The 18889-nt window shown below is 33.2% G+C and carries 17 protein-coding genes; all 17 read left to right on the top strand.

Annotated features, from left to right (window positions below; translation table 11 throughout):
- Positions 1–8 precede the first annotated feature (8 nt).
- The 17 genes from ruvA (at position 9) to KW502_RS11545 (ending at position 18877) form a co-directional block, all read left to right on the top strand.
- A complete protein-coding gene (gene ruvA / locus KW502_RS11625; protein WP_219040726.1) occupies positions 9–593 on the top strand; it encodes a Holliday junction branch migration protein RuvA in 585 nt (194 codons plus the stop codon).
- A gap of 61 nt (positions 594–654) precedes the next feature.
- Positions 655–7860, top strand: coding sequence for a T9SS outer membrane translocon Sov/SprA (gene sov, locus KW502_RS11620; protein WP_219040751.1), 7206 nt, complete (start codon positions 655–657; stop codon positions 7858–7860).
- Positions 7861–7886: 26 nt separating this feature from the next.
- Positions 7887–8267: a glycine cleavage system protein GcvH gene (gene gcvH / locus KW502_RS11615; RefSeq protein WP_219040725.1), complete on the top strand. Its 381-nt coding sequence runs from the start codon at positions 7887–7889 to the stop codon at positions 8265–8267.
- Positions 8233–8649, top strand: coding sequence for a VanZ family protein (locus KW502_RS11610; RefSeq protein WP_219040724.1), 417 nt, complete (start codon positions 8233–8235; stop codon positions 8647–8649). Before gcvH ends, KW502_RS11610 begins: the two co-directional genes overlap by 35 nt.
- 51 nt (positions 8650–8700) lie before the next feature.
- Positions 8701–9432 carry an energy transducer TonB gene (locus KW502_RS11605; protein WP_219040723.1) on the top strand — a complete coding sequence of 244 codons (732 nt, stop codon included), beginning with the start codon at positions 8701–8703 and terminating at the stop codon, positions 9430–9432.
- Positions 9433–9551: 119 nt separating this feature from the next.
- Positions 9552–10289, top strand: a complete 738-nt coding sequence (locus KW502_RS11600) for an energy transducer TonB (RefSeq protein WP_219040722.1) — start codon at positions 9552–9554, stop codon at positions 10287–10289.
- Between the two features lie 217 nt (positions 10290–10506).
- Positions 10507–11409: a heme o synthase gene (gene cyoE, locus KW502_RS11595; protein WP_219040721.1), complete on the top strand. Its 903-nt coding sequence runs from the start codon at positions 10507–10509 to the stop codon at positions 11407–11409.
- Positions 11400–11981 (top strand): cytochrome c oxidase subunit 3, encoded by a 582-nt coding sequence (locus tag KW502_RS11590; RefSeq protein WP_219040720.1) that lies wholly within the window; start codon positions 11400–11402, stop codon positions 11979–11981. Before cyoE ends, KW502_RS11590 begins: the two co-directional genes overlap by 10 nt.
- A gap of 45 nt (positions 11982–12026) precedes the next feature.
- Positions 12027–13010, top strand: a complete 984-nt coding sequence (locus KW502_RS11585; protein WP_219040719.1) for a cytochrome c oxidase subunit 3 — start codon at positions 12027–12029, stop codon at positions 13008–13010.
- An 18-nt stretch (positions 13011–13028) separates the two neighbouring features.
- On the top strand, positions 13029–13394 hold the full coding sequence (locus KW502_RS11580; protein ID WP_219040718.1) for a cytochrome C oxidase subunit IV family protein: 366 nt from the start codon (positions 13029–13031) through the stop codon (positions 13392–13394).
- A gap of 83 nt (positions 13395–13477) precedes the next feature.
- Positions 13478–14125: a hypothetical protein gene (locus KW502_RS11575; RefSeq protein WP_219040717.1), complete on the top strand. Its 648-nt coding sequence runs from the start codon at positions 13478–13480 to the stop codon at positions 14123–14125.
- Entirely contained in the window at positions 14122–14823 is a 702-nt protein-coding gene (locus tag KW502_RS11570) for an SCO family protein (protein ID WP_219040716.1), read from the top strand. Before KW502_RS11575 ends, KW502_RS11570 begins: the two co-directional genes overlap by 4 nt.
- Positions 14816–15349: a DUF420 domain-containing protein gene (locus tag KW502_RS11565; protein WP_219040715.1), complete on the top strand. Its 534-nt coding sequence runs from the start codon at positions 14816–14818 to the stop codon at positions 15347–15349. The genes KW502_RS11570 and KW502_RS11565 overlap by 8 nt, the downstream gene beginning before the upstream one ends.
- Position 15350: 1 nt before the next feature.
- On the top strand, positions 15351–15572 hold the full coding sequence (locus tag KW502_RS11560; RefSeq protein ID WP_219040714.1) for a hypothetical protein: 222 nt from the start codon (positions 15351–15353) through the stop codon (positions 15570–15572).
- Between the two features lie 96 nt (positions 15573–15668).
- A complete protein-coding gene (locus KW502_RS11555) occupies positions 15669–16370 on the top strand; it encodes an ABC transporter ATP-binding protein (RefSeq protein ID WP_219040713.1) in 702 nt (233 codons plus the stop codon).
- Positions 16363–17610, top strand: coding sequence for an ABC transporter permease (locus tag KW502_RS11550; RefSeq protein WP_219040712.1), 1248 nt, complete (start codon positions 16363–16365; stop codon positions 17608–17610). Before KW502_RS11555 ends, KW502_RS11550 begins: the two co-directional genes overlap by 8 nt.
- Before the next feature lies 1 nt (position 17611).
- Entirely contained in the window at positions 17612–18877 is a 1266-nt protein-coding gene (locus KW502_RS11545; protein WP_219040711.1) for an ABC transporter permease, read from the top strand.
- Positions 18878–18889 lie beyond the last annotated feature (12 nt).

Below are 18889 nucleotides of genomic sequence, written 5' to 3'. Positions count from 1 at the left end.
CTTAACCAATGATTGCACACTTAAGAGGTAAGCTAGTTGAAAAAAATCCAACAGATATTACAGTAGAATGTGGTGGTGTTGGATATTTTTTAAATATCTCATTACACACATTTTCTCAAATTGCTGCGGAAGAAAGTATTTTTATTTATACCTATCTACAAGTGCGAGAAGATGCACAAATCTTATTTGGATTTATGCAGAAATCTGAACGAGAGATATTTAAAAAGTTAATTTCTGTTTCGGGTATTGGGGCAAGTACCGCCAGAACTATGCTGTCATCTTTAACCCCGGGGCAAGTAGTAGAGGCGATCACGCAAGAAGATGTGGCAGTGATTCAGAGTGTAAAAGGTATTGGTGCTAAAACAGCACAAAGAGTTATTATAGATCTTAAAGATAAATTATCAGAATTTACTGAAGATGTTAATGAAATTATAACGTCTTCACGCAATACCTATAAAGATGAAGCGTTATCTGCTTTAGAAACCTTAGGTTATACCAGAAAGCAATCTGAAAAAGTTGTCACTAGAATTATTAAAAATGATGCGGAAGCTTCTGTAGAAACAATTATAAAGCTTGCTTTAAAAAATCTTTAATATCTTGAGAAAAAATAACTTCTTCAATTTTAATTTTTCTTTTTTTGCGATTACCTTTTTTATGGCAACCGTTGGTGTTTTTTCTCAGGAGGAAGAAAATAGCACAGCGCAAGATTCAACTAAAACAGGATATAAATTAGGGCAAATTAAAATGCAAAACCCTAATAGTATTGTTAGTAAATATACTTATGATCCTACTTTAGACCGTTATTTATATACCGAAATGATAGGTGATGTAAATGTTTCTTACCCTATGGTGCTAACTCGAGAAGAGTTTCAAGAGTTAGTATTAGAGCAGCAAATGAAAGATTATTTTAAACAAAAATCTAATGCGGTTTCTGGTAGAGATGAAGATGCTGAAGAACAACAACGAAATTTATTACCTATTTTTTATGTAGATAATCAGTTTTTTGAATCTGTATTTGGAGGCTCTGAGATTGAGTTAATTCCGCAAGGTTCTGTAGAAGTAGATCTAGGGTTATTATATTCAAAACAAGATAATCCATCACTTTCTCCAAGAAATAGGCAAAGTTTAACTTTCGATTTTGAACAGCGTATAAGTTTGAGTATGTTGGGAAAAGTAGGGAAACGCTTACAGGTCGCATTTAATTACGATACAGAATCTACCTTCGATTTTCAAAATCAGATTAAATTAGAATACACACCAACCGAAGATGATATTGTTAGAAAAATAGAGGTGGGTAACGTAAGTATGCCTATCAATAATTCATTAATACAAGGATCTCAGAGTTTATTTGGTGTTAAAACACAATTGCAGTTTGGTAAAACGACTATTACTGGTGTTTTTTCTGAGCAGAATTCTGAGCGTCAAACTACAAATATTCAAGGTGGTGGTGCAGTGCAAGAATTTGAAAAGTTTATTTTAGATTATGATGAAAATAAACATTTCTTTTTATCACATTATTTTAGAGATCATTATAATGAAGCCTTGCAAAATTATCCGTTTATTACGAGTAATATTCAGGTAACTAGAGTTCAGATTTGGGTTACCAATAGAACTAATAATACACAGGCTTTAACTAACGCTAGAAATATTGTTGCTATTCAAGATTTAGGTGAATCTACACCTGAGAATGTGGGAGTTTTGCGAGATGCAGATGGTAACCCTAGTAATAACCCTGCCTTTTCTGGATTTCTTAATGTAACTGCAGGTGCTTATCCAAGTAATGCCAATAACGATTTTAACCCCTTAGGAATAAATGGTCCTCAACAAACTGTTTTAACTGCTGCAATTAGAGATATCTCTACGGTAGATCAAGGTTTTGGTTTAAATTCTAGCGATGTTGATGAAGGCGTAGATTATGCTAAATTAGAGAATGCGAGACAACTTCAACCTACAGAATATACGTTACACCCACAACTAGGGTATATTTCATTACAACAACGTATTACTAATGATGAGATTTTAGCAATAGCATACCAATACACAGTAAATGGTCAAGTGTTTCAGGTTGGTGAATTTGCGAATGACGGAGTAGAGGCGACTACAAGTCGACAAGGTGCAGACCCAAATAATGTTAACGATCAAGTGGCGGTTAATCAAAACTTGGTAGTGAAAATGCTCAAAAGCCCAGTCACTAACGTTAATGAGCCAATTTGGGATTTGATGATGAAAAACATCTATAGTTTAGGAGCGTATCAATTAGAGCGAGAAGATTTTAGGTTTAATATTCTTTATACAGATCCGCAACCTTTAAACTATATTTCTTCTGCTGAAGGAAGCGCTACTCCTTTGCCTGGTGATGTAGAGCAAACCAACCTTTTACGAGTCTTTAATTTGGATAACTTAAACTTAAATAATGATCCCGTTGTTGGAGGAGATGGCTTTTTCGATTTTGTTCCACAACAAACTATTGATGTAGAAAACGGACGTATAATCTTCACCACAGTAGAGCCTTTTGGAGAATATTTATTTAATAAATTAGATAATAATCCTAACGGAGGAACAGAAGATTATAACAATCCAAATACTTATAACGATAACCAAACAAAATATGTATTTAGGTCGTTATATAAAACAACCAAAACACAGGCAGAACAAGAGCAAGCCCAGAAGAATAAATTTCAATTAAAAGGAAGTTATAAATCTTCAGGTCAAGATGGGATTCCTATTGGAGCGTTTAATGTTCCGCAAGGTTCGGTAACCGTTACTGCAGGTGGGCGTGTACTTCAAGAGGGAGTGGATTTTACGGTAGATTATCAGCTAGGTAGAGTTAAGATTTTAAATGAAGCATTATTAGCTTCAGATACACCTATACAAGTTTCCACAGAAAACAATGCAATGTTTGGGCAACAAACCAAACGTTTTACGGGTATTGATATTCAGCATCAATTCAATGAGAATTTCTTGATTGGAGCTACGTATGTAAATCTAAATGAAAGACCGTTAACTCAAAAAGCAAATTATAGTTATGAGCCTATTAATAACTCTATTTATGGGTTTAATTTAAATTATTCAACAGAGGTTCCTTTTTTTACAAGATTAGTGAATAAGTTACCTAATATAGATACCGATGTAGAGTCTAATTTTTCTGTACGTGGTGAATTTGCTTTTCTTCAGCCAGGTTCTCCAAAAGCAGATAATTTTAACGGAAAAGCCACCAGTTACATAGATGATTTTGAGGCATCGCAAACTTCAATATCTGTGTTAACGCCTTTGTCTTGGTCATTGTCTAGTGCTCCCTTAGGGTTTGGAGGTGAATTAACAAATAACGATTTAGCGTCAGGTTATAAAAGAGCGCATTTAAACTGGTATACAATAGATCCAATTTTTTATACCAGCCAGCGCCCCAGTGGTTTGAGTGATCAAGATTTATCTACTTACGCCACACGACGTGTGTTTATCGATGAAATTTATCCAAATACAGATATTGTTCAAGGCCAACCTCAGGTAATCTATACCTTAGATATGGCGTATTATCCAGGACAGCGAGGTCAATATAATTTTAATCCAGCAGCAGCTGGAGGAAATACATTGCCTAGTCCAGAAGATAATTTCGGGGGAATTATGCGTGGAATAACCACTACAAATTTTGAACAATCTAATGTCGAATTTATCGAGTTTTGGGTGATGGATCCGTTTATCTATGATGAAAATTTAAATATAGATGAAGGTAGAATAACATTCAATTTAGGAAGTATTTCTGAAGATGTCTTAAAAGATGGAAGAAAGCAATATGAAAATGGATTGCCAGCTAATGGTTCTGCAGAAGGAACTTTAGAAACCGCTTTTGGTCGAGTACCTTCTAATCAGTCTTTAGTATATGCTTTTGATTCTGAAGGGCAAGAACGAACAAATCAAGATATAGGCTTAGATGGTTTGAGCGATGAAGATGAGAGTCTCCTGTTTCCAAATTTCGCAGGCCTCGAAGACCCTTCTAACGATAATTATGAATATTATTTAGCTCGAGATGGTGGTATTTTAGAAAGGTATCTACTTTATAATGGTACCCAGGGCAATTCACCTACAGAAGTAGGTCAAAATAATAGAGGGAATAGTACAGTTCCTTCTGTTGAAGATGTAAATAGAGATAACACCATGAATACTATTGATAGTTACTTTGAATATGAGGTTCCTGTCTTTAGAGATATGAGTGTAGATAACAATACAAGTTCAATTGCAGGGATTAATGAAGATTATATTACCGATGTAAAAACATTAAATACAACCATGCAAAACGGACAGGAAATTCCAGTAAGATGGGTTCAATATAAAGTGCCATTAAGAACAGATAGTGAGTTTGCTGTAAATGGTATTGCAGATTTACGTTCTGTAAGATTTATGAGAATGTTTCTTTCTGGTTTTGAAGATGATGTAGTATTACGTTTTGGGGCATTAAACTTAGTAAGAGGTGATTATCGAAGATACAATCAGGCTTTGTTGCCTGACGGTTCAGATCCAGATAATACGCCAGGAACAGTATTAGAGGTTACAGCGGTGAGTACAGAACAAACTTCAGATTATGTGACGCCTCCAGGAGTTGTGAGAGAAGAATTGGTGAATAATAATCAAACCATTAGAGAAGATGAGCAGTCTCTATCTTTAACAGTAAAAGGACTAAGACCTAACGATTCCCGTGCGGTTTATAAAAACTTTCAAGTAGATATGCGTCAGTATGAAAACTTAGAAATGTTTTTGCATGCAGAAAGTTTACCAGCACCAACAGCTAATATTCAAGATGGAGAGCTTACGGCCTTTATAAGAATGGGAACCGATGTAACTGATAACTTTTATCAAATAGAAATTCCTTTAGCGGTAAGTGATTTAAATACAAATAACCCACGAGATGTTTGGCCAGAGGTTAATGATTTAAACCTACCCTTGTCACTTCTGCAAGAAATTAAATCTATAATTATAGGTAATAATAGTTATAATAGTGGCGATTTAAACTTTTTTACTTCAGACTTACAACCTTCAAATACCAGTAATACAGGTGAGTTGAGAGTAGGTATTAAAGGAAATCCTAGTTTTGGGAATATACGTCTTATGATGCTGGGTGTTAAAAATTCAGGAACAACCAATGCATCTGGAGAAGTTTGGTTTAATGAGTTACGCTTATCAGAGCTTAAAAATCAAGGAGGTTGGGCAGCAGTTGTAAATATGGATACTAATCTTGCCGATTTTGCTAATCTTTCAGCAACCGGTAGAAGAAGCACCGTTGGCTTTGGTTCTATTGAGCAAGGACCTAACCAGCGAAGTAGAGAAGACTTAAAACAATATGATATAGCGACAAATGTAAACGTAGGGCAGTTACTACCCAAAAATTGGGGCGTAAATGTTCCTTTAAGCTATAGTAGAGGGGAAGAATTAATTACGCCACAATATGATCCTGAATATCTAGATCTAGAGTTAGAAACTTTACTTGATAATACACAAAGTGAAGCCCGAAAAGATGAATTAAGAGAACGCGCAGAAGATTATACTCGAAGACAGAGTGTAAGTGTTATAGGTTTAAGAAAAGATAGGGTGACGCCAGAAAACCAAGAAGAAAGAAAACCAATGCCATATGATGTTGAAAACTTTGCTTTTTCGGGAACATATAATCAGGTAGATCACCGTGATTTTAAAATTGAAGAGGCGCTAGATCAAAATGTGAATGTGGGGGCAACTTACGATTATGGTTTTAGACCATTTAAATTAGAGCCATTTAAGAATATTAAATATTTAGATAGTAGTGAGTATTTTAGAGCTATTAAAGATTTCAATTTAAATTTATTACCTACAAGTCTTTCAGCAAGCTCTAACATTACCAGACAATATAATGAACAGGTTTATCGAGAGATTAATTTACCACCGGGTTCATTAGGTTTACCTAAATTATATCAGAGAAATTATACGTTTGATTGGCAATATACAGTAAATCATAATCTAACGGAATCACTGAGATTTACATTTAATTCTGCTAACAATCGTATTGTTAGAAATTATATAAATGATGAAAATGAGCAAGACAATTCCATAGGGGTTTGGGATGGTTTTTTTGATATGGGGCAGCCTAATCAACACTATCAGAGTTTACAGTTAAACTATGATGTGCCTTTTGATAAGATACCTGTTTTAAAATTTCTGCGTACACAATATTCGTATACAGGTAATTTTCAATGGCAAAAAGGTTCTGAAATTAGAAGAAGTTTACCAAATATTCCAGATTTAGGTAACGATATTCAAAATTCTAATACTCATCAAATTAATGGAACCCTAGAAATGGGGACGCTCTATAATTATATAGGTTTAAAGAAAAAAGGTAAGCCTAAGAATAGATTGTCGAGGTCAGTAAATAATGGAAATAGACTTGGTTTTTCTAGAAATGATAATTCATTAAGCGATAATCAAGAAAAAAAGCCGATAGGTAATTCAGATAAATTATCAGCATTAGATAAGACTACCAACACTCTAATAGGTTTGGCTACGGCTGTAAAAAGATTAACTGTAAATTATCAAGAAACCAACGGTATGTATTTACCTGGCTATACTAACGATGTTGGTTTCGCAGGAACATTAAAGCCAACTACAGGGTTTACATTTGGGAGCCAGTCTGATGTAAGAGAGATTGCAGCTAGAAATGGCTGGTTAACGCTCTACCAAGAATTTAATGAGCAGTATACCGAAAATGAAATGCGTACACTAACGCTGCAAGCTCAACTAGACCTATTGCCAGATCTAACTATAGATTTAAACGCAAACAGGACATATTCTGAAACCTATACAGAGAATTATCGTATAAACCCGCAAGATTTACAATATAGATCGCTAACGCCAAATTCTTACGGTAATTTTAGTATTACTAATGTGATGATAGGTACTGCGTTTAGTGAGAGTACACAAGAGTTTTCAGAAGTTTTTGATCAATTTAGAAATAACAGATTAACGGTTGCTAATAGGCTGGCGCAAGAAGCAGGTATAGATACAAATAATCCCGATAATTTAGATGCAGAAGGTTACCCTGAAGGATTTGGTAAAAATAGTCAAGCAGTATTACTGCCATCATTTGTTTCAGCCTATACAAATCAAGATCCAACGAAGGTTGGTTTAGGCATTACTAAAAGTACGCCTTTGCCTAATTGGAATTTAAAATATACGGGTCTAATGAGAATAGGCTGGTTTAAAGAACGCTTTAAAAGGTTTAGTTTGCAGCATGGCTATTCTTCAATTTATAATGTAAACCAGTTTCAAAGTAACTTAGATTATAATAGAACCGCACCTTATAGTGAAATTAATAAAGACCAATCTGGTAACTTTAAAAATGAATACTTTATTTCAACTGTAAATTTAGTAGAGCAATTTTCTCCGTTAATTAAAGTAGATATGGAGTTAAAAAGTTCTGTAAAAATTCTTGCAGAAATTAGAAAAGATAGAGCACTGTCTTTAAGCTTTAGTAATAATTTATTAACTGAAACTCAAGGAAATCAATATACTTTTGGACTTGGCTATAGAATCAAAGATTTAAAAATAGCAACGCGTTTAGCAGGGCAGCCAAGAATACTAAGTAGCGATTTAAACTTTAAAGCTGATATTTCCCTTAGGAGAAATGAAACAATAATACGATATTTGGACCTTAATAATAGTCAGACCACGGCGGGTCAAGATATTTGGACAATAAATTTCACAGCAGATTACGCTTTATCTAAAAATTTGACAGCTATTTTCTATTATGATCATACCTTTGCAGAATATGCAATTTCAACAGCATTTCCGCAAACAACCATTAGGTCAGGAATTACGTTGAGATATAACTTTGGAAATTAATAAATAACAACTAATAGATATAAAATATGGGAGCTCCTAACGATTTAAAGTATACTAAAGACCACGAGTGGGTTAAAATTGAAGGAGATGTAGCTACTGTTGGTATTACCAACTTTGCGCAAAGCGAATTAGGCGACATCGTTTATGTAGAAGTAGAAACTTTAGATGAAACATTAAACAGAGAAGAGGTTTTTGGTACAGTTGAAGCTGTAAAAACCGTTTCAGATTTATATTTGCCTCTATCAGGAGAAGTAATTGAATTTAATGAGTCGTTAGAAGACGAACCTGAAAATGTAAATACAGATCCGTATGGTGAAGGTTGGATGATTAAAATAAAAATTTCTAATCCCTCAGAAATAGATGATCTTTTAGATGAAGCAGCTTATAAAGCACTTATTGGATCCTAAGCTATCGCTTTTATATGCTTTAGCTTATACTCTTTTTATTTTTGTATTTTCTCTTATTAATTTAAAAGATGTGCCTACTCCAAAATTCGATAACTCAGATAAAGTTATGCATTTAGTAGCTTATTTCGGAATTATGATTTTATGGAGTTTATACTATTTTAGTAAAAAAGATTGGAAAAAAGTACAAATGAAGTCTTTAACTATAATTTGTTTGTTAATTATAGCCTTTGGCATTTTTATTGAAGTGTTACAAGGAACCTTGACAAATTACAGATCTATGGATAGTCTAGATGTTCTAGCAAATTCTATAGGTGTTTTTAGTGGTTTTTTATTAATTTTATCAATGAGAAAACGACTAGAAAAAGTTAAAAGCATATTATAATTTAATTTTTTATAAAAAATAATTACTTTAGCAATCCGATAATAACAATTTATGGAACCAAAGAAAAATCCTAAAAAAGACATGAGAAAGAATAGCGTGCTATACTTTCAACTTGGTCTTGCTCTAATGCTCCTTCTCGTATGGAGAGCAATTGAATGGAAAACATACGAAAAAGAAGAGATACAACAAGAAGTTGTTCAGTTTGATCAACTTTCTGAAGAAGAAGAAGTAACCATGGTGATGCCGCCAAACACACCACCGCCACCACCGCCACCGCCACCAGCTCCAGAAGTTATTGAAGTGGTAGAGGATGATGTAGAGATAGAAGAAGAGGTGATAGAGTCTACAGAGGTTACAGAAGAGCCTCCTGAGATCGTTGAGGTTTCTGAAGTAGCTGAAGCCCCTAGTGAAGAGCCAATTGCAGACGTTCCTTTTACCGCAATTGAAGATGTGCCTATCTTTCCAGGTTGTGAGAAATATAAAACTAATGACGAGCGTAAAGCTTGTATGAGTGAGAAAATTAAAGACTTTGTAAACAATAAGTTTAATACAGATCTTGGTTCAGAATTAGGATTAAGTGGTGTGAATAGAGTTTATGTAAGATTTAAAATTGATAACAAAGGAAATATTGTAGGAGTACAAGCAAGAGCACCTCACCCTAGACTTCAAAGGGAAGCAGAGCGTGTAGTGAAAATGTTACCAAGTATGATTCCGGGTAAACAACGAGGTAAAGCTGTTGGAGTTTTGTATTCTTTACCTATTGTTTTTCAAGTTCAAGATTAGCTATAAGTTATTATATAGTTTCAAAAAAGCCTTCAAGTTTACTTGAAGGCTTTTTTAATTATTAAAATTGGCACAATAACTGATATTCTTCATAATTTTAAACTTTAAAACTTATAATTATGAAGAATTTTAACAAAAAACCTACTTTAAAAAGCAATTCCGTATATCTTCAAATCGGGCTTATTGTAGCATTAGTATTAGCGCTATTTTTTATAGAACATACTACAGAAATAAAATCTTATAAAGCGCAGAAAGTTGATGATGATGTCTTTCAGCTGGAAGAAAATTTTAGCCAAACTGTTGTTATTGAAAAAGAAAAAAAAGTGAAGAAGGCGAAGGTTAAACTGCCTGAAACTCCATCGCTGCCAACAGAACCTAACGATAATTTAAATGAAGATGAATTATTTAAAACTTCAGAATCTAAAAAAAATCTAGAAGGAGAAATAACTTTAGAAGATCCCAGTGACGGTGAAATTGATTTTGAACCTGAAAATAATAATCCAGTAGGAATTAATTTTGTTTCGGAAGTTCCTGTGTTTCCTGGTTGTGAAATTTATAAAACACGAGATGAAAAAGTAAATTGTTTTTCAGATAAAATTAAACAATTAGTACAACGAAAGTTTGATCATGGTTTAGGGTCAGAATTAGGATTGCATGGCGAACAAAGAATTTATGTGAATTTCACGGTAAACAAAGATGGTAAAATTATAGATGTGGTTGCACGGTCTAAAAGTATACAACTCCAAAAAGAGGCGGTTAGGGTTGCAAAATTATTACCAACAATGAAACCTGGGAAACAAAATGGTAAAAGTGTAAAGGTGAACTACTCTTTGCTTATAGTTTTAAATATACAATAATCTACAATTAATAACTGTAGGCTTTAAAACACTCATAATATTATAACCTTGTGATAATTTGAGTGTTGTGGTATTGTAAAGCAATTTAATCCAGATAAGAAGCTGGATTTGTAAATCTCATTTTATCTTTAAAAAGTTAAATAGAATAATATCCTGAATTTCTGCCTTGTAAAAAGTGTTTTTAACCCTATCTTTGCAGGCGCAAAATAGATATCTATTGAATAAGGTTTTGACTGAAAGCACTCCTGTAAATTTAACTTCAGATTTTAAAGAAATCACTAAGATGCGTCTTGCAGTTAGTGTTGTATTTTCTTCTGTGGCAGGATATTTTTTGGGCGCAGATGTAGTAGATTTTGTAACCGTTCTGCTTTTGGCTATTGGTGGCTATTTAATGGTGGGGGCTTCTAACGCTTTTAATCAAGTGATTGAGAAAGACTTAGATGCTTTAATGAATAGAACAAAAAATCGTCCTATTCCTGCGGGTAGAATGTCTGTTACCAAAGCTTTAATTATTGCGATCTTGTTTACGGTAGTAGGAGTGGGAGTTTTGTATTTTATAAACCCAGTTACTGCTATGTTTGGTGCCGTCTCTATCGTGCTTTATGTTGCTGTTTATACTCCATTAAAGACAAGAACTCCTTTGTCTGTATTTGTGGGAGCTTTTCCTGGGGCTATTCCTTTTATGTTAGGCTGGGTCGCTGCAACCAATCATTTTAGCATCGAACCTGGAACTTTATTTATGATTCAGTTTTTTTGGCAGTTTCCTCATTTTTGGGCATTGGGTTGGTGGTTGTATGATGACTATGAACGCGGTGGTTTTTTTATGCTTCCCACAGGAAAAAGAGATAAAGGGACTGCGGTTCAAATTATACTATATACCATTTGGACTATTATTATTTCTTTAGTTCCGGTAACGGGAGCTACAGGCTCTTTGTATTTAACACCTATATCTGGAGTGCTAATTTTCTTGTTGGGGCTGCTTATGCTTAAGTATGCTGTTCAACTTTACAAAAAAAGAGATGAAAAAACAGCAAAACAATTAATGTTTGCAAGTGTTACATATATTACTTTACTACAAATTATTTACGTTTTAGATAAATTTATTAGGACATGGATTTAACCAAAGGTACGGGAGAAGAAAAAATTAAACGCTCTAAAAAAATGATGCTTTGGTTTGCTATCATTAGCATGGGGATGATGTTTGCAGGTATCACAAGTGCCTACATCGTAAGTAGAAATAGACCAGATTGGATTAATGATTTTCAATTGCCATCTTCATTTCTTTGGAGTACGGTAGTAATTCTATTGAGTAGTATTTGTATGTATGCTGTGAAGCCTTTAATGATTAAAGGTAAACGAACAAATGCTACAGTAATGTTATTGCTTACTTTTATACTTGGAGCTTTGTTTATTGGTTTACAGTTTCATGGCTTTAAACAAATTTTAGCTGAAGGCTATTATTTTACAGGAAGCGCAAGTTCAATTAATACAACTTTCGTTTATTTAATTGTTGTTGCTCATATTGTGCATGTTGCAGCAGGATTAATTGTGCTTTCAATATTAATTTATAATCATTTTAAACAACGCTATAAAGTAGGACAAATGCTTGGATTAGAACTCGGTGCAACATTTTGGCATTTTGTAGATGTTCTATGGATTGTGTTGTTTTTATTTTTATATTTTATTAGATAATAAAAATAACTATTTTTGCTTAATATTTAACAATAATTTCTTTTTATGGAAGCTACTGTTGTAAGAACAGGTACCGAGGGTAAGACTTGGGGTGGAGGTTCTAAATCTCCGTTAAAAGCTAGCTATGGTAAAATGATGATGTGGTATTTTATCACTTCTGATGCTTTAACATTTTCAGCTTTTCTTGCTGCCTACGGTTTTTCAAGATTTAAATTTGAAGACTCTTGGCCAATCGCAGATGAAGTGTTTAGTCACTTTCCATTTTTACATGGGGTAGATGCTCCTATGTATTATGTGGCATTAATGACTTTTATACTTATTTTTTCTTCTGTAACTATGGTTTTAGCTGTAGATGCAGGACATCATATGAAAAAAGGTAAAGTAACTCTTTATATGTTTCTCACTATTATTGGTGGGATGATATTTGTTGGTTCTCAGGCTTGGGAATGGAAAAATTTCATTCAAGGTGAATATGGAGCGGTGGAGACAAGAGGCGGAAATATAATTCAATTTGTAGATAAAGAAGGAGAGCGTGTAGCGTTAAGTGATATCGCTAAAGTTTTACCACAAGAACGTGTTGAACACGAGAGTAAAAACGGCTTATGGTTTGTTGAAGATGATAGCTCATTACCTACTTATTCTTTAGAAGAAATTAAAAAAGGTTTTCAGGAAAGTGATTATTTAGTGAGAACGCAAAAGTTAAATAAAGACGGCGCAAAAACTATACTTTCAAGAGCAGAATCACTTGCTGTAATTAATAATCAAACAGTGAGAGTTGTTGAGGGAGCTAATCTTACACGTAATGAGTATGGTAGACCTCTATTTGCAGATTTCTTTTTCTTTATCACAGGTTTTCACGGTTTTCACGTGTTTAGTGGGGTGATTATCAATATTATCATTTTTATTAATGTAATATTAGGTACCTATGAAAGAAGAAGAAGTTATGAAATGGTAGAGAAAGTAGGTCTATACTGGCACTTTGTAGATTTAGTATGGGTTTTTGTATTCACATTCTTCTATTTAGTTTAATTCAAAGAATTTAAAGAAATGGCAAACGAAGCTTCAACACATGGGCATCATTCCGCAACAAAGAGAATTTGGACAGTATTTGTAATTCTGTCTGTAATAACTCTTGTAGAAGTAATTTTAGGAATTATAAAACCTAAAATTTTAATAGAAACTACATTCATCTATTTACACCTTTTAAATTGGATATTTATTGTTTTAACCATTGTTAAAGCTTATTATATTACTTGGGCTTTTATGCATATGGAACAAGAAGCTAAAGGGTTGAGAAGGTCTGTAGTTTGGACAGTGGTATTCTTAATTGCTTACTTAGTTTTTATTTTACTTACTGAAGGAGATTACATTTATGAAGTTTACAACAACGGCTATGTTACTTGGGATTTCTAAAAAATATATTAGTTAAAAGTTAAGAAAAGACGGTTTTTTGAACCGTCTTTTTTATTTTTGTACCTCAATTACAATTTAAGGTAATGAAGAAGTTTTTAGTTTTAGGAGTGCTTTTTATCCTTCCAATCGTAGCTTATCTTTTCTTTGCATCGGGAGTAAATAATTTCGCAAAATTGCCAGTACTAACTCCAGCAATTTCAGATGTTACTAATTTTAAATCTTTATCGGAAGAAAATGTCTCTTTAGAAGGAAAAATAACCGTGCTTTCTATTTACGGTGATAATGTAGAAGGTCGCGAAGGAAATGCTTTTAATCTAAATGAAAAAATTTACGATAAGAATTACAATTTTAAAGATTTTCAGTTAGTAGTTATAGCACAAGATGGGCAACAAGAGCAGGTGAAAAGTTTATTAAACGAATTATCTAGCACTATAGATATAAAGAAGTGGAAGTTTGTTTTTGGTAGCAAAGAAGAGATCATTAAATTTTATAAAAGTTTAGATACAAATTTAAAGCTTGATAAGCATTTAAGTACTTCTCACGCATTTATTATCGATAAAAATAAAAGCCTAAGAGGTCGTCAAGAAAATAACAATGAAGAAGTTCGTTATGGTTACGACACCTCTTCTGTAGCAGATCTAACAAATGCTATGGTAGACGATGTAAAAGTTATTTTAGCTGAATATAGATTAGCATTAAAAAAATATAATAAAAAAGAAGGTTTAAAGTGAAACGTAAATATTCTTACATAGGGTTGGCGGTAATTATTCTTGTTTTCGGAGTTATTGTAATTCCAAAAATTGTAGAAAGGACTGCTCATAATCAAGTTGTTAAAAATGATAGGTTAAATAATAATCCATCTGCTGCAGATGAGAGTTTGTCTTATATTGTTTTAAATAATGAAAAAGCTAAAGTACCCAATTTTAAATTTGTAGATCAACATCGAGATACAATTACCAATGCAAGTTTAAAAGGAAAAGTATATGTAGTAGATTTTTTCTTTACAACTTGTCCAACCATCTGTCCAAAAATGACAGCAAACATGATGCGTTTACAAAAGAAATTTAGAGCGAATCCAAATTTTGCTGTAGCTTCTTTTAGTATAAATCCAGAAGATGATACTCCTAAAGTTTTAAAAGACTATGCAGATGAATATAATGTGAAAAATCCAAATTGGCATTTTTTAACTGGAGAACGAAAGAAAATTTATGATTTAGCAAATCAGGGATTTAATTTATATGTCGCAGAAGACGATGCTGCAAAAGGAAATTTTCAGCACTCAGGGTATTTCGCTTTAGTAGATGAAGAAGGTTACCTGCGTTCTAGACTCGATCAGTTTGGTAATCCGATTATTGCTTATAATGGTTTAGAAGAAGACGATTTGAAAATGTTAAAAGAAGACATCAATCAATTATTAAAAAATGACTGAATTAAGAAAAGATAAAGTAGCTGTTCCTATAATCGTGATACTTTCGGTTTTAGTGCCGATAATTGTTTTAGTATTAATGAATTTGCCAGAACGGTATAATTTTTTAGGAATAGAGTTAGGTACATTTCCTCTCTTTCATGCCATTTTGAATGCGCTAACAGCAATTTTATTAATGATGGGTTTTTTCTTTATTCGAAAAGGAAATATGAAAATGCATAGAAACTCTATGATCTCAGCATTTTGTTTGTCTGCTATATTTTTAGTGAGTTATGTTATTTCAAAAATAAGTAACGATCCTGTTCCTTTTGGCGGTGAAGGTTTTTTAAGACCTCTTTATTTCTTTATATTAATTACTCATATAGCACTTTCTGCTATTATTGTTCCTTTAGTGCTGTTCACTATGTATAGAGGTTTAACTAAAGAATATGAAAAGCATAGAAAAATTGCACGTTGGACATTTCCTGTTTGGTTGTATGTTGCAATTACTGGAGTATTAGTATATTTGTTTATGATGCCTTATTATTAAGATGAAATTATTTCAAAAAATATCGTTTTTGTTTCTTTTAAGTCTTGTGCCACAACTAACAACAGCACAATGCGCGATGTGTAGAGCGGTGCTAGAAAGTGAAGCAGATGGTGGTGCTGCAGAAGCTATAAATGATGGAATTGTTTACTTAATGGTATGGCCTTATATACTCATAGGCGGGGTTGCGTTTTTTATCTATAGAATGCTGAAAAAAGCTTCTTAAATTAAAAATGTTAATTTTAACATATACTAATGTAACAATAAGCAAATTTTATAGTCATATGTGTAAATACTTCCGTTAAGTAAAATTTACGCATTTATGATTGAAATAAAAGACCTTCACAAATCTTATAAAACAGGAGCAAGTTCGCTTCACGTATTAAAAGGAATTAACTTCAGTGTAAAAGAAGGAGAATTGGTTTCAATTATGGGCTCTTCAGGTTCAGGTAAATCTACATTGTTAAATATTCTGGGAATGTTAGATGAAGCCGATGAAGGCACATATACCTTAGATAATTTCCCTATTAAAAACTTAAATGAAAAAGTTGCGGCCAAGTACCGGAATAAATTTTTGGGTTTTATTTTTCAGTCTTTCAATCTTATAAATTATAAATCTGCTTTAGATAACGTTGCCCTTCCTCTATATTATCAGGGAGTAGGTAGGAAAGAACGTATGGATAAGTCTTTTGCTTATTTAGAAAAAGTAGGTTTAGCAGATTGGGCAAATCACTTGCCTAATGAACTTTCTGGTGGTCAAAAGCAAAGAGTTGCCATAGCGCGAGCTTTAGCTAGTGAGCCTAAAGTTTTACTAGCAGATGAGCCTACGGGAGCCTTAGATACAAAAACTTCTTACGAGGTGATGGACTTGATACAGGGCATTAATGATGAAGGAAAAACTATCTTGGTGGTAACCCACGAAGATGATATTGCCCATATGACAAAGCGAATCGTAAACCTAAAAGACGGATTGATTATAGACGATTCATACGTAAATCAAGTTAGAGCTATAGAGAATGTTTAATCTAGAACGCTGGGAAGAAATATTTGAAACCATTAGAAAAAATAAGCTAAGAACTTTCTTAACAGGAGTTTCTGTAGCTTCAGGTATTTTTATTTTGGTTATACTCTTAGGTGTAAGTACAGGAATGCAAAATGGGGTACAGCAACAATTTCAAAGAGATGCAGCTAATAGAATATCTGTATGGACGGGCGCTACCTCTATAGAATATAAAGGCTTAAATCCAGGCCGAGATATTCAATTAACAAATAATGATTACGATTTAATAGATAGAAAATATCAAGATCAATTAGAGTATAAATCTAGTATATATAGAATATGGGGTGGTTTAGTTAATTATAAAAATGAATCTGGTAGCTATCGCGTAGAAGGCGTTTTGCCAGATTATCAGTTTTTAGAAAGTGCAACCCTTACAGATGGTAGGTTTATAAATTATGCAGATAATAAACGCTACGAAAAAATAGCTGTGATTGGCTTAAAAGTCTATAAAGATTTATTTAAAGATAAAAAATCTGCCATAGGTAAAAGTATAGAAGTTCAAGGTATTTTATTTAAAGTTGTGGGTGTTTATACAGATCCGGGAGGAGAAAGAGAAGAATCGAGGGTATTTGTTCCGTTAAGTACAGCTCAAAAAGTATTTGGAGCAGGTCAAGATGTAGGTAGTTTAGCTTTCACTTTGCCACAAGAAGATAATTTTGAACAAGCAGTAAAAACATCTAAAGCATTTACAGATAAATTAGAAAAGCAATTAAAAGAAGCACATACTATTGCACCAGAAGATGAGAGCGCTATCGATATTAATAACTCATTAGAAAACATGAAAAATGTTTATGATATGATGCGTAATATCAGGTTGTTTTTCTGGTTTGTAGGGATTGCTACCATATTAGCAGGAGTTGTTGGAGTAAGTAATATTATGCTTATTATCGTAAAAGAACGTACCAAAGAAATAGGAATTAGAAAAGCTTTAGGGGCACAACCACTTTCTGTAGTGGGAATGATTTTACATGAGTCTGTGTTTGTAACTACTATTGCAGGCTTTTTTGGTTTGCTTTTTGGAATGCTTTTATTAGAATTTGTTGGACCTATGGTAGAAACAGATTTTATTAGCAATCCTACTGTAAATTTTCAAGTAGCAGTTTCAACAGTTTTTATTTTAATTTTTGCAGGAGCAATTGCTGGTTTTTTTCCAGCGTGGAGAGCTTCTAGAATAAAGCCAATTGTAGCATTAAGAGACGAGTAATATGTTTAGCAGAGATACTTGGAATGAAATATTAGAATCGTTAAGTGCCAATTGGTTTAGAACGTTGATGACTTCTTTTGGAGTGCTTTGGGGTATCTTCATTTTGGTAATCTTGTTAGCGGCAGGAAAAGGCTTAGAGAACGGAATTAAACAAGGGTTTGGTGGTATGGCTACTAACTCTATGTTTATGTGGGCTCAGTCTACTTCTAAGTCGTATAAAGGTATGCCTAAAGGAAGAAGTTATAATTTTAAAAAAGGTGATGTTCAGGCTATTAAAGATAATGTAAATGGATTGCGATTTGTTTCTCCAAGAAACCAGTTAGGTGGTTTTGGAGGTAATAATAACGTAGTGAGAGGTTTAAAATCTGGTGCGTTTAATGTTTATGGCGATTATCCAGAAATTATTAATCAGCAACCCATGAATATTACTTCTGGTAGATTTTTAAATCAGAATGATCTTAAAGAAAAACGGAAAGTAGCTGTTATTGGAGAATCTGTAAAAAGTACCATGTATGATGCTCATGAAGAAGTTTTAGGTTCTTACATTAAAGTAAACGGAGTTAACTTTCAAGTAATAGGCACTTACTCTAAAAAAGGTGGCGGTGGCGGTAGTGTAGAAGAAGCGCAAAAAGAAATCTATGTACCTTTCACGACATTTTCTCAAGCATTTAATATGGGAGATGTCGTAGGTTGGATGGCCATTACCGCAGACGACAATCATTCTATTACCAGTTTAAAATCAGAAGTTTTCAATGTAATAAAAAAGCGTCATAACATAGATCCTAAAGACGATAGAGCGGTTGGTAACTTTGATTTATACCAAGAGTTTAATAAAATTACAGGCTTATTTACAGCTTTAAATGCTGTTGCTTATTTTGTAGGGGTTTTAGTGTTGCTTTCTGGTATAATAGGCATTAGTAATATTATGCTTATTGTCGTAAAAGAACGTACTAATGAGATAGGAGTGAGAAGAGCTTTGGGGGCAACTCCAGGAACAATCAGAGGGCAAATTTTAATGGAATCTATTGTGCTAACCATAATTTCAGGTATGGCAGGTATTATATTCGCAACACTAGTGTTGTGGGGAGTAAATACATTATTAGACTCTATAGATTCTTCAAAAATGATGTTTGTTAACCCGAGTGTGAATATAGGTGTAATTATAATAGCGTTATTAATATTGGTTATTTCAGGTTTATTAGCAGGATTAATACCTGCGCAAAATGCCATTAGAATTAAGCCTGTAGATGCTTTAAGAACAGAATAAAATTAGAACATA

The sequence above is a fragment of the Mesonia aestuariivivens genome, from assembly GCF_019311235.1.
In the GTDB taxonomy this organism is placed as follows: Bacteria; Bacteroidota; Bacteroidia; order Flavobacteriales; family Flavobacteriaceae; genus Mesonia; species Mesonia aestuariivivens.
Note: the sequence above shows the minus strand (reverse complement) of the source record. Positions and strands in the feature narration are given on the sequence as shown.